The sequence below is a fragment of the Pantoea sp. 18069 genome (assembly GCF_902706035.1).
Lineage (GTDB): Bacteria > Pseudomonadota > Gammaproteobacteria > Burkholderiales > Burkholderiaceae_C > Comamonas.
Window position 1 is genome coordinate 120,916 of the sequence record NZ_CACSJA010000008.1, and the last position, 23,927, is coordinate 144,842.

General features: G+C 62.5%; 25 protein-coding genes and 2 tRNA genes. 6 read left to right on the forward strand and 21 right to left on the reverse strand.

Features of this window, described 5'->3' with window-relative positions; genetic code table 11:
* Positions 1-141: 141 nt before the first annotated feature.
* From GVL12_RS08895 to uvrC, 6 genes are all read right to left on the reverse strand, one after another.
* Positions 142-217, reverse strand: a tRNA-His gene (locus GVL12_RS08895).
* Positions 218-288: 71 nt separating this feature from the next.
* Positions 289-2,184, reverse strand: coding sequence for a SurA N-terminal domain-containing protein (locus GVL12_RS08900; protein ID WP_159912966.1), 1,896 nt, complete (start codon positions 2,182-2,184; stop codon positions 289-291).
* Positions 2,185-2,464: 280 nt separating this feature from the next.
* Positions 2,465-2,540, reverse strand: a tRNA-Val gene (locus tag GVL12_RS08905).
* 15 nt (positions 2,541-2,555) lie between these two features.
* Positions 2,556-2,951 (reverse strand): HU family DNA-binding protein, encoded by a 396-nt coding sequence (locus GVL12_RS08910; RefSeq protein ID WP_306770586.1) that lies wholly within the window; start codon positions 2,949-2,951, stop codon positions 2,556-2,558.
* Positions 2,952-3,115: 164 nt separating this feature from the next.
* Positions 3,116-3,685 carry a CDP-diacylglycerol--glycerol-3-phosphate 3-phosphatidyltransferase gene (pgsA, locus tag GVL12_RS08915; RefSeq protein WP_159912968.1) on the reverse strand — a complete coding sequence of 190 codons (570 nt, stop codon included), beginning with the start codon at positions 3,683-3,685 and terminating at the stop codon, positions 3,116-3,118.
* 53 nt (positions 3,686-3,738) lie between these two features.
* Positions 3,739-5,703 carry an excinuclease ABC subunit UvrC gene (gene uvrC / locus GVL12_RS08920; protein ID WP_159912970.1) on the reverse strand — a complete coding sequence of 655 codons (1,965 nt, stop codon included), beginning with the start codon at positions 5,701-5,703 and terminating at the stop codon, positions 3,739-3,741.
* A 117-nt stretch (positions 5,704-5,820) separates the two neighbouring features.
* On the opposite strand from uvrC, the gene earP reads away from it, so the two are divergent.
* From earP to GVL12_RS08945, 5 genes are all read left to right on the forward strand, one after another.
* Entirely contained in the window at positions 5,821-6,924 is a 1,104-nt protein-coding gene (gene earP, locus GVL12_RS08925; protein WP_159912972.1) for an elongation factor P maturation arginine rhamnosyltransferase EarP, read from the forward strand.
* A 134-nt stretch (positions 6,925-7,058) separates the two neighbouring features.
* Positions 7,059-7,613: an elongation factor P gene (gene efp / locus GVL12_RS08930; protein WP_159912974.1), complete on the forward strand. Its 555-nt coding sequence runs from the start codon at positions 7,059-7,061 to the stop codon at positions 7,611-7,613.
* Between the two features lie 189 nt (positions 7,614-7,802).
* Positions 7,803-8,009, forward strand: a complete 207-nt coding sequence (locus GVL12_RS08935; RefSeq protein ID WP_159912976.1) for a hypothetical protein — start codon at positions 7,803-7,805, stop codon at positions 8,007-8,009.
* Positions 8,010-8,077: 68 nt separating this feature from the next.
* Entirely contained in the window at positions 8,078-9,112 is a 1,035-nt protein-coding gene (locus GVL12_RS08940; protein WP_159912977.1) for a phosphatidylinositol-specific phospholipase C domain-containing protein, read from the forward strand.
* A gap of 304 nt (positions 9,113-9,416) precedes the next feature.
* Positions 9,417-10,559 (forward strand): esterase-like activity of phytase family protein, encoded by a 1,143-nt coding sequence (locus GVL12_RS08945; RefSeq protein ID WP_200843613.1) that lies wholly within the window; start codon positions 9,417-9,419, stop codon positions 10,557-10,559.
* 10 nt (positions 10,560-10,569) lie between these two features.
* Here the strand turns inward: GVL12_RS08945 and GVL12_RS08950 are convergent, their stop codons facing one another.
* The 5 genes from GVL12_RS08950 to rimO all read right to left on the reverse strand — a co-directional run bounded on the left by GVL12_RS08950 (position 10,570) and on the right by rimO (position 16,174).
* Positions 10,570-10,941: a response regulator gene (locus tag GVL12_RS08950; RefSeq protein ID WP_159912979.1), complete on the reverse strand. Its 372-nt coding sequence runs from the start codon at positions 10,939-10,941 to the stop codon at positions 10,570-10,572.
* 14 nt (positions 10,942-10,955) lie between these two features.
* Positions 10,956-11,504, reverse strand: a complete 549-nt coding sequence (locus GVL12_RS08955) for a hypothetical protein (RefSeq protein ID WP_159912981.1) — start codon at positions 11,502-11,504, stop codon at positions 10,956-10,958.
* Positions 11,501-12,232 carry a methyl-accepting chemotaxis protein gene (locus tag GVL12_RS08960; protein ID WP_159912983.1) on the reverse strand — a complete coding sequence of 244 codons (732 nt, stop codon included), beginning with the start codon at positions 12,230-12,232 and terminating at the stop codon, positions 11,501-11,503. The genes GVL12_RS08955 and GVL12_RS08960 overlap by 4 nt, the downstream gene beginning before the upstream one ends.
* Positions 12,229-14,580, reverse strand: coding sequence for an ATP-binding protein (locus GVL12_RS08965; RefSeq protein ID WP_159912985.1), 2,352 nt, complete (start codon positions 14,578-14,580; stop codon positions 12,229-12,231). Before GVL12_RS08965 ends, GVL12_RS08960 begins: the two co-directional genes overlap by 4 nt.
* Positions 14,581-14,773: 193 nt before the next feature.
* Positions 14,774-16,174 carry a 30S ribosomal protein S12 methylthiotransferase RimO gene (gene rimO / locus GVL12_RS08970; RefSeq protein WP_159912987.1) on the reverse strand — a complete coding sequence of 467 codons (1,401 nt, stop codon included), beginning with the start codon at positions 16,172-16,174 and terminating at the stop codon, positions 14,774-14,776.
* On the opposite strand from rimO, the gene GVL12_RS08975 reads away from it, so the two are divergent.
* Positions 16,173-17,816: a recombinase family protein gene (locus tag GVL12_RS08975; RefSeq protein WP_159912989.1), complete on the forward strand. Its 1,644-nt coding sequence runs from the start codon at positions 16,173-16,175 to the stop codon at positions 17,814-17,816. The two genes, rimO and GVL12_RS08975, sit on opposite strands and share 2 nt — an antisense overlap.
* 1 nt (position 17,817) lies before the next feature.
* On the opposite strand, the gene GVL12_RS08980 is transcribed toward GVL12_RS08975, so the two are convergent.
* From GVL12_RS08980 to GVL12_RS09025, 10 genes are all read right to left on the reverse strand, one after another.
* On the reverse strand, positions 17,818-18,333 hold the full coding sequence (locus GVL12_RS08980; RefSeq protein WP_159912991.1) for a hypothetical protein: 516 nt from the start codon (positions 18,331-18,333) through the stop codon (positions 17,818-17,820).
* An 87-nt stretch (positions 18,334-18,420) separates the two neighbouring features.
* Positions 18,421-19,176: a hypothetical protein gene (locus GVL12_RS08985; protein ID WP_159912993.1), complete on the reverse strand. Its 756-nt coding sequence runs from the start codon at positions 19,174-19,176 to the stop codon at positions 18,421-18,423.
* 13 nt (positions 19,177-19,189) lie between these two features.
* Entirely contained in the window at positions 19,190-19,609 is a 420-nt protein-coding gene (locus GVL12_RS08990; RefSeq protein ID WP_159912995.1) for a hypothetical protein, read from the reverse strand.
* Positions 19,610-19,710: 101 nt separating this feature from the next.
* Entirely contained in the window at positions 19,711-20,232 is a 522-nt protein-coding gene (locus GVL12_RS08995; RefSeq protein ID WP_159912997.1) for a hypothetical protein, read from the reverse strand.
* Entirely contained in the window at positions 20,229-20,837 is a 609-nt protein-coding gene (locus GVL12_RS09000) for a lysozyme (RefSeq protein WP_159912999.1), read from the reverse strand. The genes GVL12_RS08995 and GVL12_RS09000 overlap by 4 nt, the downstream gene beginning before the upstream one ends.
* Positions 20,834-21,124 (reverse strand): hypothetical protein, encoded by a 291-nt coding sequence (locus GVL12_RS09005; RefSeq protein WP_159913001.1) that lies wholly within the window; start codon positions 21,122-21,124, stop codon positions 20,834-20,836. Before GVL12_RS09005 ends, GVL12_RS09000 begins: the two co-directional genes overlap by 4 nt.
* A gap of 67 nt (positions 21,125-21,191) precedes the next feature.
* Complete coding sequence (locus tag GVL12_RS09010) at positions 21,192-21,485, reverse strand: hypothetical protein (RefSeq protein WP_159913003.1); 294 nt, start codon at positions 21,483-21,485, stop codon at positions 21,192-21,194.
* 1 nt (position 21,486) lies between these two features.
* Positions 21,487-22,002 (reverse strand): hypothetical protein, encoded by a 516-nt coding sequence (locus GVL12_RS09015; protein WP_159913005.1) that lies wholly within the window; start codon positions 22,000-22,002, stop codon positions 21,487-21,489.
* Positions 21,999-22,946, reverse strand: coding sequence for a hypothetical protein (locus tag GVL12_RS09020; RefSeq protein WP_235033832.1), 948 nt, complete (start codon positions 22,944-22,946; stop codon positions 21,999-22,001). Before GVL12_RS09020 ends, GVL12_RS09015 begins: the two co-directional genes overlap by 4 nt.
* Positions 22,947-23,192: 246 nt before the next feature.
* Positions 23,193-23,912: a hypothetical protein gene (locus tag GVL12_RS09025; protein WP_159913009.1), complete on the reverse strand. Its 720-nt coding sequence runs from the start codon at positions 23,910-23,912 to the stop codon at positions 23,193-23,195.
* Between the last annotated feature and the right edge of the window lie 15 nt (positions 23,913-23,927).

The following is a 23,927-nucleotide window of genomic DNA, read 5'->3' on the forward strand; positions in this document are numbered from 1 at the left end:
GCGCCGCCACAAGGCGGCATGCCCGGCGTTCGGACAAATGGCGTTCGCCGCGCATGATCCAGATGATCATGCCGGCGGATTCCAACTTTCGCACCCGAAAACAAAACAAGGACCCGAAGGTCCTTGTTTTTACTTGCATTTTGGGGTGGCTGATGGGGCTCGAACCCACGACAACAGGAATCACAATCCTGGACTCTACCAACTGAGCTACAGCCACCGCAGAAGCGTCTATTCTAAGCCAAAAAATACCGCCCTATCGCGAGTTTCACGATTTGGCGGCATTAAATCTCAAGGACGGTCGACCTTCATCTGCACCTTGAAGCGGGCCTTGAGCATTTCATAGTAGGCAGCGCCTTCGGCGCCGGCCCACCACTGGGCCAGTTGCTGCTTCTGTGCGGCAACGATCTGCGCGTCCTGGGCCGGGCGTTCGACCACGGCATTGACCTTGACCACGGCATAGCCGAGGTTGCCGAGGTCCACGCCGGTCCAGACAGGCAAGGCATCCACGGAAGCGTGCAGCGCGGCGTCGATGACTTCGCGCGGCAGGTTCTGCGGCTGATCGCGACCGATCACGACGGCGCTGCCCAGGACGGCGCTGGCGGGCTGTTCCTTCCAGGCCTTGAGCTTGGCCTGGCCTTCTTCACGTGCCAGTTCCGCGGACTTCTGCGCCACATACAGCGCCTGCACCTTGTCGGCCACTTCTTCGTAGGCCAGGGTATGGGCCGGCGAATAGGCGACGACACGGCCTGCGACCATCAGGCCGGAAGCAATCTCGACGGCGTCGGTGTTGCGCTTGCTTTCCAGCGACTCGGGCGCAAACAGGGCTTCGAGGAAGCGCGGGTTGGCCAGCGGGCCCTGGGCGCCAGGGCCCGGAACGCGCGCCACGCGCTCGGCCTTGTGCACCGTCAGCTTGAGCTTTTCGGCCACGCCTTGCAGGTTGTCCGACTGCTCGTACACGCCATTGGCGAACTGCTCGGCCACTTCGGCGAACTTGCTCTGTGCCTGCTGTTCCTTCAGATCCCGCTCGAGCTGCGGGCGCAGCTCGGCAAAGCTGGGCTGGGGCGGCGTCTTGATGTCGGTCAGCTCAATGATGTGGAAGCCGAAATCGCTTTCGACCACATCGCTGATCTCGCCCTTCTTCAATGCGAAGGCCGCATCCTCGAAGGGCTTGACCATGGCGCCGCGGCTGAAGAAGCCCAGATCGCCACCGCTTTGGGCGGTGCCGCTGTCCTGCGAGGATTGCTTTGCGACCGCAGCAAAGGACTGCGGGTCCTTGCGCAGCTGCTCGAGCAGGGCCTGGGCCTGTTCACGCGCCTGGGTGCGGTCGGCGGCCGACGCGTCCCGGGTGGCGTTGATCAGGATATGGCTTGCACGGCGCTCTTCCTGGCCCGCGAGTCGCGCCAGGTTTTCCTGGTAGTAGGTGCGCAGGTCGTCTTCATTGAGCTCCATCGCGGCCTGCACGCTGGCCGAGTCGAGCACCACGTATTCGACGCTCGCCTGTTCGGCCTGCTGGAACCTGTCCGGGTGGGCCTTGTAATAGGCCTGCAGATCTTCGGGCGTGGATTTGATCCCGGCCGCGAAATCGCCGGCCTTGAACTGTGCCACCTGCACTTCGCGGCGCTGGTAGAGCGCGTCCATCGCCAGCTTGAGCTGGGTATCGGTCACGAACGAGGAATTCATCGCCGAGCCCATCACCTGGCTCAGCGACAGATTGCTGCGCAGATTGGCTTCAAAGCCTTCGGGCGTCATGCCTTGCGCGCCCACGAGCGCGCGATAGGCTTGGGCATCGAGCGTGCCGTCGGCGCGCTTGAGCTCGGCAATCGCCGGGATCTGCTGCAGGCTGCGCACCAGTTGGGCATCGCTGGTCACGAGGTGCATCTTCTGCGCCGCGGCCACGAGCACGCGGTCACGCACCATGCGCTCGAGCGTGGCGTAACGCGCCTGGGGCGAGTCCAGCAGCCGGGTATCGATTTCCGGATTCTCGGCGCGCAGCTGATCGCTCTCCATGCGGTGCGCGTTGTCCCAGTCCGATTGCTTGATCTCGTTGCCATCGACCCTGGCCACTGTCGGACTGGATTCCGAGAAATAGTTCTGGTCGATGCCAACGAAGATGAACGAGGGAATGATCAGCAAGAACAACAAGATCATCACGAACTTGGAGTGCTTGCGGATGGCTTCAAACATAGTCGATCTTTCTGTGGAAGCAATAAAAAAGGCGAACCCATGTTCGCCTTTGTACGGTGTGCGGAGCCAAAGGAACCTGACTGAGGAAGACAAGGGTCTGCCCCTCATCCATCCATCAACGACAAAGCCTGCCAACGACCCACGCTACCTTGGTGAAGGAAACTGCGCAGATTCTACCTGTTACGCCTGAAGGCCCAAGCAGCCGATGGCGCCAATGCAAAAGGAGGGCGAAGAAAAAGGGCCTGGATTGCTCCGGGCCCTTGATTTCATTTGCTTTGGGTGGTGGGTGCTGACGGGATCGAACCGCCGACCTACTCCGTGTAAAGGAGCCGCTCTACCGACTGAGCTAAGCACCCCCTTGCAACTGCTTGTCAGTTCAACGCATCTTTCAATGCCTTGCCCGGACGGAATTTAGGCACCTTGGCGGCCTTGATCTCGATCGTGGCGCCGGTGCGTGGGTTGCGGCCGGTGCGTGTGGAACGCTCACCCACGGTGAATGTGCCAAAACCGACGAGCGATACTGTACCACCCTTTTTGAGGGTTTTCTTCACTGCCTCGATCGTCGATTCCAGAGCGCGCGCAGCGGCGGCCTTGGAGATGTCGGCATTGTTTGCGATGTGCTCAATCAGTTCTGTCTTATTCACAAGAGGCCTCTCGAGAAATGGTGGATGGAATGTCGCAGCTGTGCGGAAACTGTGCAGTTCAAGAACCGTATCTTCCGGCCAGCCTGCAATCACCTGGGGTGAATGCGTTTCGGGCCATGCCATCGACCTTCCAAGTGTCAATGTTATCCGCTGCAATCCCAGCGGCTGCAGCGATTCTAGCTGCAATTGCACTGCCGCCCGGCGTCAGCGGCGGTTTTTGTGGCGCGCAGTCGCTAGAGGCTTCACGGATTGACAACCCGGGCCGGCGCGCGCCGGCTGCGGCCAATCTACCTGTCGACGCGTGCGCGAATTTCGGGCACGGCCTTTTGCAGGTAATAGACCATGGACCAGACCGTGAGCACGGCGGCAACCCAGATCAGCACATGGCCCCAGACGCCGGTGTCGATCACGCCGAGCAGCATCCCGTCATAGAGCAGGAAGGGAATGGCCACCATCTGCGCGGTGGTCTTGAGCTTGCCCAGCATGTGCACGGCCACGCTCTTGCTCGCACCGATCTGCGCCATCCATTCGCGCAGCGCTGAAATGGCGATCTCGCGGCCGATGATGATCAGCGCGACGAACACGTCGGCGCGCTGCAGATGCACCAGCACCAGCAGCGAGGCGCAGACCAGGAACTTGTCGGCCACGGGATCGAGGAAGGCGCCGAAGGAGGAGGTCTGGTTGAGCTTGCGCGCGAGGTAGCCGTCGAGCCAGTCGGTCGCGGCAAACACGATGAACATCAGCGTGGCAATCAGATTTTGCAGCGCCGGCTCCATAGGGGTGTAGAACACTCCCACGATCAAAGGTATCGCGACAAAGCGCGTACAGGTCATCAAGGTGGGGATGGTCAGAAACATGCTGCAATTGTGTCATGCGCCGAAGACCTTTACGAACAGCATCGAGGCCGGCCTCAATGCAATGCGCGATAGATGGTGTCCGCCAATTCACGCGAAATGCCTTCCACCTTCATCAGGTCTTCCACGCTCGCATCGGCCACGCCGCGCACGCCGCCAAAGCGCTGCAGCAGGCGCGCGCGCTTTTTCGGGCCCACGCCCGCGATTTCCTCGAGCTGGCCGCCGCCGATGCGCACCTTGGCACGCGCCGCGCGCATGCCGGTAATGGCAAAGCGATGGGCCTCGTCGCGGATCTGCGCGACCAGCATCAGCGCCGCCGAATCCTTGCCCAGATAGACCTTTTCCCGGCCGTCGGCAAACACCAGCTCCTCGAGGCCGACCTTGCGCCTGTCGCCTTTCTCCACGCCGACGATGCGCGAGACATCGAGCCCCAGCGCGTCGAACACTTCGCGCGCCATGCTGACCTGGCCCACGCCGCCGTCGACCAGCACCAGGTCGGGCAGGCGCGCCTGGCCCGCCGGGGGCTCGGCGCCGCCGGCCTCGCGCTGGGCTTCGGCGACGCGGCTGTAGCGGCGCATCAGCACCTGGCGCATCGCCGCATAGTCATCGCCGCCGGTGATGCCTTCGATGTTGAAGCGCCGGTACTCGCTGCCCTGCATCTTGTGGTGGTGGAACACCACGCACGAGGCCTTGGTCGCCTCGCCCGAGGTGTGGGAGATGTCGAAGCACTCGATGCTCAGGCTGTCGAGGTCATGCGTGGGCAGGTCGAGCGCCTCGGCCAGCGCGCGCGTGCGCGCCTGCTGCGAGCCTTCCTCGGCCAGCAGCCGTGCGAGCTGCAACTCGGCGTTGCGCTGCGCCATGTCGAGCCAGGCGCGGCGCTGCTCGCGCGGCTGGTGCAAGGCGCTGACGCGCACGCCGCAGGACTGCGACAGCGCCTTGACCAGCGACTTGTCGACGGCATGGCTGAGCACCAGCACCGGCGGCACGGGCACGCTGGTGTAGTGCTGGGCCAGGAAGGCTTCGAGCACCATCACTTCGACCGGCTGGGCCGGCGCGGCCTCGCCCTCTTCCTCGGTCTCGGCTTGGCTTTGAGCGTCATGCACGGCCGCGGCATCGCCCAGCTGCGACGGAAAGTACGGCCGGTCACCGAGGTGGCGACCGCCACGCACCATCGCCAGGTTCACGCAGGCACGCCCGCCCTGCACGCGCACGGCCAGAATGTCGACGTCCTTGTCCGACGTGGTCTCTATCGACTGCTGGTGCAGCACGCGCGCCAGCGCCGTCATCTGGTTGCGCACTTCGGCCGCCTGCTCGAACTCCAGCGCCTCGGAATGCGCGAGCATGCGCGCCTCGAGTTGCTGCAGCAGTGCCTGGGTTTCGCCGCGCAGCATGGCTTCGGCATTGCGCACGTCGATGGCGTAGGCCTCGGGCGAGATCAGGTCCACGCAGGGGCCGGTACAGCGCTTGATCTGGTAGAGCAGGCAGGGCCGCGAGCGGTTGGCGAACACCGTGTCTTCACAGGTGCGCAGGCGGAACACCTTCTGCAGCAGCTGTATGGTTTCCTTGACCGCCCAGGCACTGGGATACGGCCCGAAATAGCGGTTCTTCCTGTCGACGCTGCCGCGGTAATAGGCCATGCGCGCAAAGCGCTGGCCGGGCTGTGGCCCCTCGCCGTCGCGGCCTGCCACGCCCGAAATCATCAGATAGGGATAGCTCTTGTCGTCGCGAAACAGGATGTTGTACTTGGGGTGCTGCGTCTTGATCAGGTTGTTTTCCAGCAGCAGCGCCTCGGCTTCGGAGCGCACCACCGTGGTCTCCAGGCGCACGATCTTGCTGATCATGTGGCCTATGCGCGTGCCGCCATGGCTCTTCTGGAAATAATTGGCGACGCGGCGCTTGAGATTGCGCGCCTTGCCCACGTAGAGCAGCCCGCCCTCGGCGTCGAAGTAACGGTACACGCCCGGCAGTGAAGGCAGGGCTGCGACCTGGGCCAGCAGTTCATCGGAATGCATTTCAGACATGCCCCTATTGTGGCGGGCCGGCCGCGCCATTTCGCCCGGATTCTCCCGCGCCGGTGCGCGCGGCCCGGCCGCAGTACCATCGGCGCCCACCCTGCCCTTGTTTCAAAGCCTCTGCCCATGCCGCTGAACCGCCCCCTTCGCTGGGATATTTTTTGCCAGGTGATAGACAACTTCGGCGACGTCGGCGTCTGCTGGCGCGCCGCCGCCGAACTGGCCGCGCGCGGCCAGCAGGTGCGGCTGTGGCTAGACGACGCAAGCGCCCTGGCCTGGATGGCGCCCGCGCCCCACCCCGCAGGCCTGAGCGTTCACGCCTGGCCGGACCAGCGCGCGTTGCTGCCCGCCGACGGCGTGGGCGACGTGGTGATCGAGGCCTTCGGCTGCACGCTGCCCGAGCCCTTGCTGCAAGCCATTGCGCAGCGCCATGCCGAACAAGGCCGGGGCGCGGCGCAGACGCCGGTCTGGATCAATCTCGAATACCTGAGCGCCGAGCCCTATGTGGAACGCTGCCACCGCCTGCCCTCGCTGCTGATGAGCGGGCCTGCGGCCGGCCTCACGCGCTGGTTCTTCTACCCGGGCTTCACGCCGCGCACCGGCGGCCTGCTGCGCGAAGCCGCGCTCGGCCAGCGCCAGGCGGCGTTCGATCGCCAGGCCTGGCGCGCCGCGCGCGGCATTGATGACGCCACGCGGCTGGTCTCGCTGTTTTGCTACGAGCCGCCGGCCTTGCCGGACCTGCTCGCGCAGCTGCAGGCCGGCGCGCCGGCCAGCCACCTGCTGGTCACGCCGGGGCGCGCCGCGAACGCCGTGCGCGCCGTGCTGGCCCCGCAGCAGCCGCCCGCGCTCGCCTGCACCTGGCTCACGCCCTGCGCCCAGCCCGCGTTCGACGAAATGCTCTGGGCCTGCGACCTGAACCTGGTGCGCGGCGAAGACTCGCTGGTGCGCGCGCTCTGGGCCGGTCAAGCCTTTGTCTGGCAGATCTACCCCCAGCACGACAACGCCCACCATGCCAAGCTCGATGCGTTTCTCGACTGGCTAGAAGCCCCACCGTCGCTGCGGCTGTTCCACCATGTCTGGAATGGCATGCTCGGCGGCGTCGGCCTGCCGCTGGTCACCCCGCAGATGCTGGACGAATGGCGCGATTGCGCACAGGCCGCACGCGCACGCCAGTGGGTCCGGAGCGATCTCGTCAGCCAACTGCAGCAGTTTGTGGCAGAAAAAAGCTAAAATCTTCGTTTTACGCGCACGTGCTTAGCAAGCTGCGCCCTTATTTCCCCCCGCCGCGGAACATGTTTCGATGCAGCAGCCCTTGCGGCCGCGCAGCTGGACGCGTTGAGCGGCACAACCCCAGCAATCTAGCTATGAAAATCGCCCAAGAAATCCGCGCCGGCAATGTGATCATGCACGGCAAGGACCCCATGATCGTCCTCAAGACCGAATACGCCCGTGGCGGCCGCGGTGCAGCCACCGTGCGCATGAAGCTCAAGGCCCTGCTGGGCAACATGGGCACGGAAAACGTGTTCAAGGCCGACGACAAGATCGACAACGTGATCCTCGACAAGAAGGAGTGCACCTACTCCTACTTCGCCGATCCGATGTATGTCTGCATGGACGAAGAGTTCAACCAGTACGAAGTCGAAGCCGAGAACATGGGCGACGCGCTGAACTACCTCGAAGACGGCATGACCGTCGAAGTGGTGTTCTATGACGGCAAGGCCATCTCGGTGGAACTGCCCACCAGCGTCGTGCGCGAAATCACCTGGACCGAACCCGCGGTCAAGGGCGACACGTCGGGCAAGGTGCTCAAGCCTGCCAAGATCGCCACCGGCTTCGAAGTCGCCGTGCCGCTGTTCGTCGCCCAGGGCGACAAGATCGAAATCGACACCCGCACCGGCGAATACCGCAAGCGCGTCTGAGGCACTACTGTGGCCGCAAGGCCGCTTTGCCCCACAGGCTTCCTTCGGGAAGCCTTTTTTTTGCCTGCGAAAAGAATGGGCAGGGAACCTATGCGCGCCAGCGGCCACACAAAGTCAGCATCAGCGCCGCGACATGCGGGCACGGCCATGCCGCGACGCAGCAGTCGTCATTGCACAAGGAAGACAAAGATGGAACGCCGGCAATTGCTTTACGGATTCACCTCCCTGCTTTTTACGCCTTATCTGGTCGGGTGCGGCGCAGGACGCAATGCGCAAACGCTCAATGAAATTCTGGCGTCGCAGCTTGACTTGACCGTCATTCCACCCGAAGAGATTGACATCGCCTCTTCCAATCTGGAAGAAATCTACATCACCGACGAAGCACTCGTTTATTAATACAGGGGGTCATCGCCATGGCGATATCCAGTTCCCGTTGGATGGCAGCACTTGCAGACGAGGCTCCCATGACCGCTGTGTCCATTCCCGGCGCGCATGACGCCTGCTGCTATGACCTGACTGGAGTGGCGGAGCAGTTGATCAAATCCAAATGGGCGCCTTTGTTGGCCACCACTGCGACGCTTCCTCTCGCGGGAATATTGGGATTGACCGCTGCAGATTATGTAGTGCGCGTTCTCGCGCAGACGCAGACGCTCAACATCCGCCAGCAATTGGAGGCAGGCGTGCGCTTTTTCGATGTGCGCCCTTCGTTTGGCGAAGGCAAGGCGCTGCCAATTTACCATGGCATTGTGCGCACAAGAATCACATTGTCCGGCGTTCTGAATGAGGTCACGAATTTCCTGAACCAGAACAGGTCTGAATACGTTGTCCTGCGTCTCAAGGCAGAAAACGACAGTGTGGCATCGCATGTACGCACGGGTATTTTGCAAGAGTGTCTTGCGCCCTACAGCAATTACATCTCCACCCAGGGCTACGGCGTTATCCCGGTCAGCGCCGTGCGGGGCAAAATTGTATTGCTCATTCAGGACGTTGACGCTCTGCAAGCGCCGCTGCACTCCCAGGACTGGGGCGCGGTGTCAATTCAGGATGAGTACGAGATCAATGCCGACGAGAATTTCATCTCCACCATTGCCGAAGGCGCCTGCAAGGTCGGAAGGGCGCCCATCAAGGCAATCCTGGGTATTTTCGGCAAAAAAACCGGAAACTGGTGCGAGAACGTAGGAAAGAATGTTCCAAAGATATTCGTGCCCGACAAGGTCTTCGAACCAAAACGCGTCGCGATAAAGAACCATCACAGCCAATCCATTGCTCGCTCAGGCAGCGCTCTTTCGAAGTTCTCGATCAATTTCGTCTCCTGCGTGGGATCAGGCTCCGATATTCTTTTTCTTTCGCCTCAAGTTTGCGCCGACAAATTCAACCCGGGCATCAAGGATCTGCTTGCCAAAAGTGGAAACAGTGAGAAGGCGGGAATCGTCGTGATGGACTTCATCACCGAGGACCTGGCCAAAGGAATCTATCTTTCCAACAGGCTGGCAACGTAATTACTGCGCACGCGCCCCACCATGGGACCGCAGGCCTGTTGCGCGGCGGTCGCTGGGCCGTTTCGATGGATGGCACTGTGGCCGCAAGGCCGCTTTGCCCCCAGGCTTCCTTCGGGAAGCCTTTTTTTGCCTGACGCCAGCGCATTGCGCTGGCGTTCAAGCCAGCGGCCTGCTGACGGCCTGCGTTCCCGGCCCAGCGCAAGGCCTGCAGGCGCCCTCCGACGCCGGACTGTCGGCCGCTGTCATACGCTTGACGCTCGCGCATTGAACACTTCAAGGCTTTTTCAAGGAATGGAGTCCCCGCGTGAAGCATCTGACATCAAGCCCTGCGCTGCTCGCCATCATCGCCGCCCTCGCCGTCACGGCATGCAGTGGCGACGACGATCTCGAAGTGCAAATCCGCGCCTTGCGCGTGCTCGGTTCCGCGTCGCTGCCCACAGGAACGCTGTACCAGGGCGTGGAGTTCGGCGGCATCTCCGGCCTGGACAAGGCGGCCGATGGCACGTACTGGGCGATCTCGGATGATCGCGGTGGCGAGCGCGGCACGCCGCGCTTCTACAACCTGAGCATCGACTACGAAAGCAACAGCCCGGTCCAGGTGAAGATCAACCGCCAGCTGCATATGCTGCAGCCCGACGGCACAACGTTCTCTTCATCGGCCCGAACGGTAGACCCCGAATCCATCCGCCGCGCGCCCAATGGCAACCTGTACTGGACCTCGGAAGGCAACTGGAGCAGCGAGCCGTCGCAGCTGTACCAGCCCTTCCTGCGCGAGATGACGACCGAGGGCCGCTTCGTGCGCGAGTTCTCCGTGCCCGCGATGTACCTGTACCGCGACGACACGACGACCGGCGCGCGCAACAACAAGGTTTTCGAGGCGCTCGCGGTGGCCGAAGATGGCACGGTGTATGTCGCCAATGAAGACGCCCTGGTGCAGGACGGGCCGATCACCAGCATGCACGCCGGCAGCGTGGTGCGCGTGACCGCAATGGACCCGGCTTCCGGCAACGCGAAGGCGCAGTATGTCTACCGGTTGCCGCCCATCCCGGTCGATGCGGCGCCGGGCGCGGGCGCGGCGTTCGGCCCGGACAATGGACTCTCGGAGCTGCTGTCGATCGGCAGGAACCGCTTTATTGCCGTGGAAAGAGCGTTCGCCCCCGGCGTCGGCAACACCATCCGGCTGGTCGAAACCGAGATCACGGCCACCACCACGAACGTGCTTGCCGTGCCTTCACTGACCAGCGCCAGCTATTCGGCCATGGGCCGCAAGGTGCTGCTGGAAATGCCCATCACCCACCAGGGCATCAAGCTCGACAACATCGAATCCATCACCTGGGGCAAGACACTGGCCAACGGCCGCCGCACGCTGGTGCTCGCCGCCGACAACAACTTCACGGCCCGGATCCAGACCAATCAGTTCATCGTGCTGGAAGTAGTCACCGACTGAAGTGCACGCCTCAGGCGGCGCCGGCAAGCTTCTTGAAAGTCGCCAGCACCGCCGGGCCGTTGAACGGCTTGACGATCCAGCCCTTGATTCCCGCGGCCTTGCCGCGCTCCTTCATCGCGGGCGCATTTTCGGTGGTCAGCATCACGATGTTGACGGCGCTGTTGCGCAGATCGCTGCGCACTTTCTCGGCCATCGTCAGGCCGTCCATATTGGGCATGTTGACGTCGCACACGACCAGCTTCACCGACGGGTCGGCCGCAAGCTTGCTCAAGCCCTCCTTGCCATCCACGGCGTAGGCCACGGTGAGGCCGTTGCGCTGGAGAAAGCCGCCGACTTCATTGCGAACGGTGCTGGAATCGTCGACGACGAGAATCTGTGCCATGAGAGATACCTTGTTCAGAAAAATTCAAGTTCGCCGGTGACTTCTTCCTGCGCATCCGCATGCCATTCGAAGTCCATGGGCGCGCGATTGTGAATGCACAGGCTGGCGTCGATATGCAGTTGCGCATCGACCGCGACGCGCCAGTGGGTCGCGTGCGCATGCGGCAAGGCCGTCATGAAAGGCCCGCTGCGGCTGTCGATGATGTGGGGGGTCGACATGCCGGTGTGCGCAAAGAACCGCCCCATCTCGCGGTTGACCATGCCGCAGCACATGTTGCCGCGCTCCGACATATGGTCGCGCAAGGCCTGCGGCCCGGCGTCCTCCCCCTGGCTCTCGGGCGCGAGAAAGCGCATCGCGTCGCCGACCTTGGGGAAATGCAGCGCCATGACCAGCCGGAAAGTGTGGGACGCGATCATCAGCACCACCATCTGCGAGCCGGGATCGGGCGCGGATTGCGCCACCTGCGTCACTGCGGCGCGCTCACCCGAGGGCGTGGAAAAAGTGTTCTCGAGACTGTGAACGAACATGCGGTCCAGGCTCTCGCAAGCGCTGGGCGAGATCATGCGCACTCCAACGACAGCGCCGTGGCCTCGTTCCCCCTGCGGTTGGTCAGCTCCAGCCCGCGCACCGCACCCAGAATCATGCGGCCACCGGCCTGCATGTCCTGGAAGGTGGTGGTGGTGATCAAGTCGTTTTCGTAAAGCGTGCGCCGGTAGTCCATGGACAGCGCCTCGGCGCGCGCGGACAGGGAGCGCATTTCATTGGCCACGATGCCGAACCCGCGCCCGGTGGCCCCCGCGCGCGCGGACTCGATGGAGGCGTTGAGCGCCACCATCACCATCTGCCGCACGATCAGCGAGAACTCTTCGTTCTTGGCGTGCATGCCGCGGTTGTGCGCGAGCAGGACCGTCATGTCGGCATGCCAGCGCTCGAAGGTCATTTCAATGCCGTACAGATCGCGGATCGCGCCGGCAAGCTCGTGGGTATTGCCCTGCGACGCATCGAACGCCTGGTGGGCCTGCTGCATCACCGACTGCAAGGCCTGGGCATGGTCGGCCTGCAGCGCCGACTCGCGCGCCCGCCACTGCATTGCCGCTGCCTGGCCGGCAGCGCGCAAGCCATCGATTTCGGCGCGCAGGGCGTCGCATTCGTTCGCATGGCTGCACTCGGACTGCAGGACTTCAACCTGCGCCTGGCATGTGCGCAGATGGTTTTTCAACCGCCAGATACTGAAGCCCAGCGGCAGGCCGGCAAGGAGCATGCCGCCGACAAAAGTTGCAACCAGGCTCATGCCGCGACCACCGTTTCTTGCGCGTAGCGGATCGCCAATGCCGCGGGCAGCGTCAGCACGGTCTGGAAGCCGCGCACGGGATCGCCCTCGCGTCCCAGCAGCTGGATATCGATGCGCCCGCCCTGGGACTGGACCAGGCTGCGCACGGCGTCCATGCCCACGCCGCGCCCGGAGATGTCGCTCACCTGCCGGGCCGTGGAAAATCCGGGCAGGAAGATGTACCGGGCGATCTCGGCCTGGGACACCGCCGCCTCGGCATCGACCAGCTGCTTCTCGACCGCCTTGGCGCGGATGGCATTGAGGTCCAGGCCTTTTCCGTCATCGCCGGTGGTGATGTGCAATCCGTGCGCATCGCTGACAACGTCGATACGGATCTGCCCCGCCGCGGGCTTGCCCTTGGCGATGCGTGCCAGCGGTGTTTCGAGGCCGTGGTCCAGCGCATTGCGCAGCAGGTGCATGAACGTGTCCTGCAGCGCCGCGGCCGCGCCGCTGCGTATGCCCACGCCCGCGTCGGCAATGGCAATGCGCGGCGCCTCCTTGCCCAGCTCCAATGCGAGCGCGGGCAAGGCCGCAAGAACGTCCTTGAGCATGGGCCCCAGGCGCTGGGTGTCCAGGCGCTCGAGCGCCGAGCGGGTGTGCTGCACGGCCGCGGCGAGCACATCGCGGCTGTCGCCGTCTTTCACCTGCAGCCGCGCCAGCACGGCGTCCAGTTCGGCGCGGTCCAGGCGCAAGAGCTTGCCGGCCTCCGACCCTGGCTCCATCGCACCGCGGCCCAGCTTGTGGGTGTAGATGGCCGCGTACTCCTGCAGCGCCTGGCGCACCGTCTGCAGGTCGCCCAGCAAGGCCTGGGCATCCCAGTCCTTGTGCCCCATGCGCAAGGCCTCGTAGTCCTGCTCCACGCGGTGCACAGCATCCGTCAGCTGCTGCAATCCGTAGGTCCTGGCATTGCCCTTGATGGTGTGCATGTTGCGAAACAGCAGGTCGACCGCGGGCGCTGTCGCGCCGGCATCGGCTGCGTCGGTGCTGGTCACGGCATCCGCGCTCTCGGCTAGATAGCGCTGGCTGCTGGCCATGAACAGCCCGAATTTCGCCGGGTCCATGGCGAGAATCTCGCCGATGATGGCCAGCTCGCGCCCCTGCGCGCTCGCGGCCAGCGCCAGCTTGCGCAACTCGGTGACATCGCGCACGCACAGCAGCAGGCGCATGACGGTGCCGTCTTGCGCGGTGATCGGCGACCAGCTCAGATCCAGTATCTTGCTGGCGCCATCGGCGAACTGGCGCTGCACTTCCGTCGGCAGCAGGTGGCTGTTGAACTCGAAATTCATCGCGTCCTCGCCCAGGCAGGAGGACAGCGCCGCCGCCACCTGGGAGCGTGCGTCATCGCCCAGAGGGGTGTCCTTCAACACCAGGTCCATGGCGTCGCGTCCGGCGATCTCGTGGGTCTCGAGAATGCTCTCCAGGTATTCGGAGTATTCGTGGTGCACGGTGCCATCGGGCTGAACGCTCAGAATGCCCTGCGGCACGTAACGCAGCAGGGCCTGGATGTCCGCCGCCTTCTGCTTGACCAGCTCCGTGCTTTCCTCGATCTTCTCGACCATGGTGTTGAAGGCCCGCATGGAGCGGCCGATCTCATCGTCGCTGCGCACATCGAGCCGGTGCGTGAAATCCTGGCTCGAAGCGATCTGCGTCATCTTCGCCTCCATCTGCGCGATGGGGTGGATCACCTGCTTGTAGAGCAGCACGCCGATGAGGCCCAGCGCCAGCGCAGCCGCAGCGCTGATGGCCATGAGCGCGACCGCCGTGTCGGAAAGCTCGGCATTGAGCGTGTCGATCGCCTCATCCTTGCTGCGGCGCTTTTCCACCTGCACCGCATCGATCATCTGGCCTTGCTCGCGCAGATACTGGTCGACGGTCGCGCCCATGTTCGCTTCGGCCAGCTCCGTCTGGCCCGCGAGCTTGAACTGCGCGGTGTCGTTGATCGATGCAAAGTAGTTCTGCATGCTCTCCTGCGCGGCCTCGATCAGGCCGCGCTGCGCCTGGCTGTCGGCCTGGGCATGCTGCGTCTCTAGCGCCTGCGTCAGGGTTTCCTTCTTCGCATTGAGCTCTTCGAGCGCAATGCGCACCAGATTTTCATCGGCGGCCAAAAGCATCGCCAGCGCGGCGATCTGCACGTCCTTCAACTGCGTCATCAACTCGACCGACGCAATGGCGCTGGGCACCACGCCCTCGGTCACCTGCCTCACCTGTTCGGAGTTGCTGCGGGCCTGAATGACGGCGAAGCCGCCGATGACGGCCAAGGCCGCAAACACGAGCGTCACAAGCATGACGATGCGCTGCTTGATGTTCATTGCACATCCAATCTCTGGAGAAATAACCCAATCGAATGTTGCTAATTGCAACTTTGTGCGTTGAATTATTTCTGCCGGAGATTGCCGCTTTATGACATCAGCAAGATATCTTCCAGACCATGGCCTGCGCTGGCGATGGCGGAAATGCCGCGTTGCGGCATCCAGAGCGGCGCAAGCCGCCCCGGACGGGAAATCAGATCGGCACGCCGACCAGATCGTGACCTTGCGTGCCAACAATGCGCGCGCGCGTGAACTCGCCGGTCTTCATGGTCTTGCTGATCTTCTCTGGCGGCAGCAGGTGGACCACGCCGTCGATCTCGGGCGCGTCGGCATAGCTGCGGCCGACACCGCCCTTGCGGCCCAGGGCGGGTGCGGAGTCGACCAGCACCTGCATGGTCGAGCCGATGCGCCGGCGCAGGCGGTTGGCCGAGACTTCTTCGGCGACTTCCATGAAGCGCGCGCGGCGGGCCTCGCGCACTTCGATCGGCAGCATGCCGGGAATGTCGTTGGCGGCAGCGCCGTCGACCGGGCTGTAGGCAAAGCAGCCCGCGCGGTCGATTTCGGCGGCGCGGATGAAGTCCAGCAGGTGCTCGAACTCTTCCTCGGTCTCACCCGGGAAGCCGGCGATGAAGGTCGAGCGGATGATCAGGTCGGGGCACAGTTCGCGCCAGCGCTGGATGCGCTCGAGGTTCTTCTCGCCGCTGGCCGGGCGCTTCATGCGCTTGAGCACATCGGGGTGGCTGTGCTGCAGCGGCACATCGAGGTAAGGCAGCACGCGGCCCGAAGCCATCAAGGGAATGATTTCGTCCACGCTGGGGTAAGGGTAGACATAGTGCAGACGCACCCAGGCGCCATGCGGCTCGGCGAGTTCGCCCAGGGCCTGCACCAGCTCCAGCATGCGGGTCTTGACCGGCTTGCCGTCCCAGAAACCCGTGCGGTACTTGACGTCCACGCCATAGGCCGAGGTGTCCTGGCTGATGACCAGCAGTTCCTTGACGCCGCCGTCGAACAGCGCCTTGGCTTCCTTGAGCACATCGCCGATGGGGCGCGAGACCAGATCGCCACGCATCGAGGGAATGATGCAGAACGTGCAGCGGTGATTGCAACCTTCGCTGATCTTCAGATAGGCGTAGTGCTTGGGCGTGAGCTTGAGCCCGGCTTCGCCGAACGCGCCCGGAATCAGATCGAGGAAGGGATCGTGCGGCTTGGGCAGGTGGGTATGCACCGCGTCCATCACCTCCTGCGTCGCATGCGGGCCGGTGACGGCCAGCACGCTGGGGTGGATCTGGCGCACCATGTTGCCGCCGTCGGCCGAGGACTTCGCGCCCAGGCAACCGGTGACGATGACCTTGCCGTTTTCCGCCAGCGCCTCGGCGATGGTGTCCAGGCTTTCCTGCACGGCGTCATCGATGAAGCCGCAGGTATTGACGATCACCAGATCCGCGCCCTGGAAGGTCTTGGACGTGGCATAGCCTTCGGCGCTGAGCTGCGTGAGTATCAGTTCGGAGTCGGTCAAGGCCTTCGGGCACCCCAGTGATACCATACCTATACGCGGTATGTGATCTGATGACTTAGGTTGAATGAGGGTGTTCATGGGGAATATTTCTGGAAGTGGTCTTGTTTACAGCTACCTGCGCTTTTCCGATCCGAGGCAATCCGTGGGCAGCAGCACGGACCGACAGATTGCCTACGCGGCCAAATGGGCCGCAGAGCATGGACTAGACCTAGACACAAGCCTGACACTGCGCGATGAAGGCTTGAGCGCATACCACCAGCAGCACATTAAAACAGGCGCACTGGGTTTGTTTCTACGGGCCGTGGAAGATGGCCGCGTACCGCATGGGTCCGTACTGATCGTTGAAGGTCTGGATCGGCTTAGCCGCGCAGAGCCTATCCAAGCGCAAGCGCAACTGGCCCAGATTGTAAATGCTGGCATCACAGTGGTCACTGCAAGCGACGGGAAGACCTACAGCCGTGCGACCCTCAAAGACAATCCGATGGATCTCGTCTATAGCCTGCTGGTCATGATTCGAGCGCATGAAGAGTCGGACACCAAGAGCAAACGCGTCAAAGCCAGCATCCGTCGCATGTGCGAAAACTGGCAAGCAGGGACGTATCGAGGCCGCATTCGCCAGGGGAAAGACCCCCATTGGCTGAAAGAAACTGAAGATGGGTGGGAATTCATTCCCGAGCGTACCGCCGCAGTGCGTCGAGTGCTGACCATGTATCAAAATGGCATGGGCGGGCTCAAGATCATGGAAGTCATGGAGCGCGAAAATCAAGCGCTGCATGCTGGTTCCGCAAACAGCAGCCAGCAGGTCTATCGACTGATCAAGCAACACGCCTTGATCGGCAGCAAAGAAGTCACGCTGGACGGCGAACTTTTCCTGCTTGAGGGCTACTACCCCCCCATGCTCACACCCGCCGAGTGGGATGAGCTACAACGCATCGCCGGCAGCAGCGGGCGCCGGCGCACCAAGGGCGCCCTACCGCACATCATCACGGGGCTGGGCATCACCAGCTGCGGGTACTGCGGCCGACCAATGGCTGGTCAAAACCTGGCCACAAAGCCACGACTTCCAGACGGGCGTATTCGCGATGGCTACCGACGGCTGCTATGCGCATCAGCGGCGGCCTACGGCTCTGGCTGCCCGATACCGGGGTCCACCAGCGTCGCTCCTGTCGAGCGGGCCATCATGAACTACTGCAGTGACATTGTGAACCTGCAAGCACTCTTTGGCGTCGACCGCAGCGAGGAACCGCGCAAGCGCGTGCATCTGGCACAAAAGCAGGTCGACGACCTAAATGCCCAGTTGCTCAAGCTGACCGATGCGATGCTGGCCACGGCCGACGAAGGCACACCGCTGGTATTCGCGCGCCGGGCCCGACAACTGGAAACGGAACTGGCCAGCGCTGAAAAAGCGCTGACCCAATCCGAACGGGAGCTGGCCAGCGTGTCTAGAAAGGATCTGCATGGAGCGGACGAAGCCTGGCGAGCGCTGGCCGCAGGAGTAGAAGCGCAGAACGTCGAAACGCGCCTCAAGGCGCGTCAATTGGTAGCTGATACTTTCGAGCGCATTGTCGTGTTCCACCACGGCATTTCGCCCAGCCCCGATGCCGGCGAGCGCGATTACCACATCGATATACAGTTGATTGCAAAAGGTGGGGCCGCTCGCATGCTACGCGTGGACAGGGGCGGCAACTGGATGGCCGGCGAAGAGGTTGACGCTGATTAATTCAGCTACTCACCGACGAGTCATTGCTCTTGATCGCTGCTATTGCGGCATAGCACATCGAGACGACTTCCGCGCAAGAAACGCTCGCACTTCGGCCTAACTGCAGCGTCGTGATGCTCTTGAGTCGCGCGGGATTTGTCGGCAATCCCTGGGTCGTCATCTGCTCAGCAAGATCAGCAGCAGAAACGCCCGCTAGGCGCGCGAGCTGCTGGACTGCTGCTGCCACGTCGCGCGGGCCGACAAGCGGCGTGGCACGATCCGGCCACGACCAGCCCTCGCCCGTGCGTGGGCGCACTGCGGCCACTTCAACCCCATCTTTGAGCAGCACCGCCAGCCCACCGTGCTGAGCGCCGTCTCGGTCCCGGCTTGCACGGTCCCACGCAGCTTGCGCGCGCGGCAACCAGTCTGTCTTGCACAGCAATTCTTCGTTGAGATAAATTCGATATTCAGACATGCCCATCCTTTCAAAGCTGCCTATGCGGCAGTGGAACGGGGAAGCGGGGAATTTCTTCCCCATCAAGCTGCTTATTCAGCAGTAAAAGTGCAACTCGCGACCAAGTCGATAATTTGCTGAGCTGCCTATGCGGCAGTAGTTTGCACTCTATCACGACAATCGCTGCACATCGAGTCGGTGCAACAGCAGATGCCACATTGCAAAACTCATGTTTTGCCGAGACGCTGCGCCGTCGGCGGCGGTGTACTTGCGAAAGCTTTGCGGCAACACGCCGACCAGAGCAGCGGCCTTGGCCCCGGTGACACCCGTGAAGCTACCTTCCCCGACCACGTGCCGGATCTCCCATGCCGTCGGCGCGCGCCATTCGTCCGCATCGAGCGACAAAACATGGCCCGGCAGCAACCCGGCAATCCAGGCATGCGGTCGCAGGGCCGCCGGCGCGGGCGTCATTTCAGCCCGAACCCGGCGCACGGCATTGTGTGCAGCCGCCAGTCGCTCAAACTCATCCATCCCCATCGGCATCGACATCAGCGGCCGCGTCGTGGTCACAAGCCATGTCGGCCAGCGATCGTCAATAAGCCCCGATGCAAGGCCTGCGATCGGCGCCTCAGCTTCAAAGCCCCCCAGAACTCGCCCGGAGGCCTCTTCGACGAGTTGTACGAACATCGGAGACAATGCATCAGCCGAGACCGCCCGCCTTGCGGCCGGCTGGTGCCTCCGCTCGAAGTCCGAAATATCGCCGGAAAATTCCTCGCGAATTTCGGATCGAGCGGCCGTCTCGGGCAGATAATGCCACGCGAGTTGCTCATGTCCGTAGTACAGCACCCACTTAATCGATGGAACGCCGGCCAGCGTTGCGCACTGGCCAGCGCGGTATTCAAAAGCCCCGGATTGAAAATCTTGCATGACCGCGCCTTTTTCAGAAACCGACCAGGGCAGTGACGGCGGCAAGCTTATCGGCCGTCAAAAGAGCGCCGCGCTCAGCGTGCCAGCTGCCGACGTTCACGTCAAAGTAGCAGCTCAGGGATTCGCTGCGACTCAGCGTCAGGCCGTTGAAATAAACGCGGCGCTGGCTTCCATCTTCCGAAACCCACTCGCTTCCACCCTTTTCAATGAGTGCCGAGGCCATGTCTTCACGCACAAGTTGCTCTGGGTTGCTGTACTCGAGCCACAGGCGGTACGCGCGGGCTTGGAAAAGCTTGTGACCTCGGGCCAGGGCTGCGCCCTTGGGAGCGCCACGCATTGGGGCGCGGCCGTGGTTTTTGACTTCCGCTTCTGCGGCAGCAATTTCGTCTGCGGATGGCTCGATGCTGAGAAAGAATTCCTGCTTGTTCATCATGTTCATCTCCTTGGGAGGTACAGCGCTTGCTGGATTGCAGTGCCGATGAATGAATCATATAGCGCCAACGGCGCTATTGCAAGTTATTTTCAGATGCATCCCTAAATTTTCTTTTCATCTAACAGCACCCGGTCTGCCGCCACCTGCCCTTGCAGCGCCATCACTTCGGCATCGCGCTGCTCGACCAGGCCGACAAGCTCTCCAACCACTCCCGCGCCCTCTGCAACACGGGCTGCGAGTCGTTCGTGCTGATCTGCGAGATCTCGGCAGGCAGCGGCGTCACCTGCAAGCTGGGCGTTGCGGGTGGCGGCAGCGCGGATGTCGTGCTGCAGGCCTGCAATGCGGCCAGCATCAGCAGCGCGGGCAGCCTCCAGGCGCTGCAGGTCTTGGGTGTAGGCATGGGTATTTCCTTGTTGAGCGCCCGCGTGCGTGAGCAGCGCGCCAGCTTTCTTGGTGGTTTCGGCCTGGGCGGCCTGGGCCTGTGTGGCGATGTACTGCGACAGCGCCTGCTGGGCCCGGGCCTCGGTCACCTCGGCAGCGGCCAGGCGCAGGGTCTGCCAGAGCAGCGCGGCAGCAAGCGCCAAGGCCAGCAGTTGCCAGGCATGGGCTTTGATGCTTTTCATCGTGACGCCTCCAGCGCCGCAACGCTGAAATGCCCATCGCGACCCCATTCCGCACACAGCTCGGCAGTGGTGCCGCGGCGATCGACAAGGCCCGGCATGCGCACCTTCTGGCCGCTGACCGTGCCCAGCACCCAGCGCGGCTGCTGCGCGCAGGCCGCGGCAAGATTGCCGGCGTTGGCAAGCGTGCGCATGCTGCTGCCCGCGACTGCCGGTGCGCCCAGGTTGTAGATCATGTCGATGAAAGATGCCTGCACCCACACGTTGTAACTGTCCCAGTGGATGAACAGGCGGCGCGCGTCGCGCTCGGCGGCCTGGTAGAGCGGCAGCTCCAGGCGCTTGCAGTCGTCGGGCGTGTAGTAACGCCCCGGCACCACGCCGGCGCCGGTGACACCGTTGCAGACAGTCCAGGGCTGCCCCTTGCCGATCATGTCGCGGTACGGCACCCCGATGTGCCGCCCGCTCGACTCGTAGTGCGCGCCAATCTCCATCGCAATCTGTACGGCCGCCGACGGCTGGTCAGGATGACGGATGGCGTAAGTGCCGACGCCGGCGATGGTCGCGGCAGTGGCCACGGCCAGCAGGCGCTTGCGCAGGAAGTCTTTCATCGCATACCTCGCCATGCTGAGTACGCCGCGCCAGTGGCCGCGCCCACGCTGATGATGGCCGCCACCGGCTTGGCCACCTTCCCCACCCAGTTGAGCACCCGGAATGCACCCCGCATGGCATTGAAGAAATCCAGTAGGTCGGCAAGCTGCACCTTGAGCTCTTGCAACTCCCGGCGCTCGGCCGCCAGCTCGCGCTCAATGCCCGCCATGCGCTGGCTGCCCTCGCTGAAGCGCTGATTGACATGCTGCGCGGTCGTGGCCGGCAGCTCGTTTCCAAAATCGTCCATGGCCTCCCCCTTTTTTCACATTTCGGTCAACGCGGCCGAGCCTCGACCGCGCTGATTGATGCCCCTCTCAAAGGCGATTCCAGAAAATCCAGACGACAGAGCAAGCCGCTACTGGCACAACCCAGTCCAGCACAGACCCCGCAGTCCAGACAGCCGAGTCAAAGCCGCCCCACCACGGCATATCGATGCGCTTGCCACCCCCGAATTCAGCGATCCATCGGTACTCGGCCTGCGTGTGCTCGCGCGCCATCCACCAGGTGCAGGCCAGCGCGGCGCCCAGCCACCAGTTGCGGCTGGCCAGTCCGACCGCCACCTGGCAGGCCACGGCAATCAGCGCATGCAGCAAAGGCGTCCAATCCATTTCAGATCCCTTCTGCATAGACAAACAGCGCATCGAGATCCCAGCCCATGGCGTCGCCCAAGAGCACCACCAAGGCGTTATCGCGGCGCACCGTCGGGCGTGTGCGCAGCTCGAGCACAGCCCGCGCACGCTCGGCTTCGGGCAGCAGGTCGACCAAGGCAAAGAACTGCTCGTCGGTCTGGATGTTGTGTTGGTCGAACAGCGCAAGGCGGCACTGCGCCATGCTCACTTCCTGTGGGACGCGCAGCGGCTCGGACTCAATCGCAAAGACGCGCGCCGGATTGGCGGGCGCGGGAATCTCCCAATCTGCTAGCTCAGGAATCGAGGCGGTGAGGTTGACGTGGTAGCCCGGCAGCGGGGTGCGTTCAATCTCTTTCCCTTCGCCCGTTGCACGGTAGATCCTGCCGATGTCATCGACAGCCACCGTTCCGATGTATATCGGTAAAGAGCCATCTTCGACAAACAGGGCAAATGCGCCCAGGGCTTCAGCCCGTGATTCAAAGCGGAGGAATATCATGGTTGGGTCAACCTTTGGACTTGTGCAATAGGCAGGTCGGATTCATAAATACTTAAACGCGCCACATACCCCAAAACAAATCTACTGACTCCACTACTCTGCTGAGCTCCGATCGTCAGCGTATTCAACACATTACCGCTGTTCATCAAGCCAGTTTGAACAGGCCCGAACACGCCATTAAGAACACCCTGAAATGTGGAGCCATCAATCACCACCCCAACTCTATGAGAAGCATTTGATGCAGGAAATGCACTCAACAGTGTTCTAGTAAAAATACCCCCATCAGGACTTCGACCTACTAGAAATAGACCGTTGCTAGCCAGAAATACCCAAATGTATTCTGAGGAAGTGCTTAGCGTTTCAGGCGTTAGGCTGAATACATGTCGACGATCATTGGCTGAAGCGGATGGATAGCCAGCATATGAGTTGACCTCGGCGATAAAAGTCTTCTTCAAAGATGGCTGGATACCTATAACAGGATTATCTGCGGCGCGCGTCACTGCCGCCGTGGTAGTTGGGATGTCAGAACTAGCCACTGGCCCAGCCTCAATCTGGACATTAAACAAATCTACCGCATTGCCTTCTGTGTTGTAAAAAATGGCATTGGCATTATCAACTGTCGTGGTAAAAGTAAAATAATACTTTCGCCAAACGGGCGGCAAGCTAGGAGTGGCTATTATGGCACCACTGGAAGGATCCCTAACCAATAAGGCCGTTCCTGCGATTGAGCTTTTTGCCCAACAGGAAACTGTGTACACACCTGCGACTCCAAATCCTGCTAGTGATCGAATATTAGAATTCCCTGTGGAATTTCCAGAAGAAAGAGCGCCGACGACCGTGAACCCGTTAGAAGAACCATCAGGGGCAAGTACCCCTGACGTTATTTGTATTGCCCCATTAGCCTGCATCTTCCCCGTAGTAGTCCCCACCGTAGAAGTTGGCATGTTCGAAGGATAGGAAAGATTGGTGCTCGCCCCTTCCAGGAGAAGCCCCAGGCACTCTCCCGTGGTCTTGTCGTAGTCGATTCGCGGCACGCCAGAGGGCACCGACTCGAGCTTGCCAGAGGCCCCCCAGCGCGCAGCTGTGGTTGCTCGCGTGAAGGCAATTCGCGGGTCAGTGCGTCCACTGTTCGCAAAATCCAGCAGGAGGCTCGGCCGGATCGCTGGGAAATTCGGAATATTTGCCATATATCAACCCATAGTCCATGTTGTAGAGCGCACCACGCCGTCGTCGCCGCGCATGCAGAGTTTTAAAGACGTATTGCTGACAAACTCGGTCCAGACCGAGCGCGACTCAGCCGGATGCGACTGCATGGGCGTGAGCACGCCCAGCTGGTCCATAAATGCCAGCCCGCCGAGTTGCTGCACCGCAGGCACCTGGTCCGGGCCCGCACCTACCATGTTCAGCGCGATGCATGCTGCGGCCAGGCTGTTGAGGGCTGTCTGCGCGGCCACGCTTATGGGTAGCTTTTCAACCATCACCCCGGTCGGCGTACCGTCGGCGGCAATCTGCAGCCTCACCACGCCACCCGTGACCAGCTGCAGGATGTCGTTGCCCGGCAGGTTGATCCCCGTGTTTTCGTCCGCCGCCGCGCGCAAGCTGGGCGCTAAAGCGGCGCCTGCAGGAAACTTCCCCGCGCCCGCACCGTCGCGCACCGCCTGGTAGCTCGCCACCAGCGCCGCGGCCTGGGCGGCAAGATCCCGCAGATAGCCCTGGGTCGGCATGATGGCGTAGCTCTGCGCCGAGGCCGTGGACCCCTTGTAGTTCGGACTGATCCGCAAGCTCACGCCGCTGACGATCGAGGTGATCTCATACGACTGTCCATCGGGGCCAAGGAACGTTTCGCCCAACGCGGCGGCATCCACCCAGGAAGTGCCGGTGCCCGTCACCACATTGCTGTTGTTGGTCACCGCTACGGTGCCCGC